Consider the following 223-nt stretch of genomic DNA (forward strand, 5'->3'; position numbering starts at 1 on the left):
AAGCTCGACGAGGCCACCCTCCAGGATCTGGAGGACGCCCTGATCCAGGCCGATCTCGGCGTGCCCACCGCCATGCGGATCACGGAGGCGATCTCGGCCGGCCGCTACAACCAGGAGATCTCGCCCCAGGAGGTGCGGACCATCCTGGCGAGCGAAGTGGAGAGGACGCTTCAGCCGGTGGCCCAGGCGCTCACCATCGACCGGACCCGGAAACCCTTCGTGA

The 223-nt window shown here is 67.7% G+C and carries 1 protein-coding gene; it reads left to right on the forward strand.

The genetic code is table 11. The features are described from left to right. On the forward strand, positions 1-223 hold a 223-nt coding region (locus E4K09_RS15270), incomplete at both ends, for a signal recognition particle receptor subunit alpha (protein WP_193557295.1).

The organism is Microvirga pakistanensis, assembly GCF_004458765.1.
Taxonomy (GTDB): domain Bacteria; phylum Pseudomonadota; class Alphaproteobacteria; order Rhizobiales; family Beijerinckiaceae; genus Microvirga; species Microvirga pakistanensis.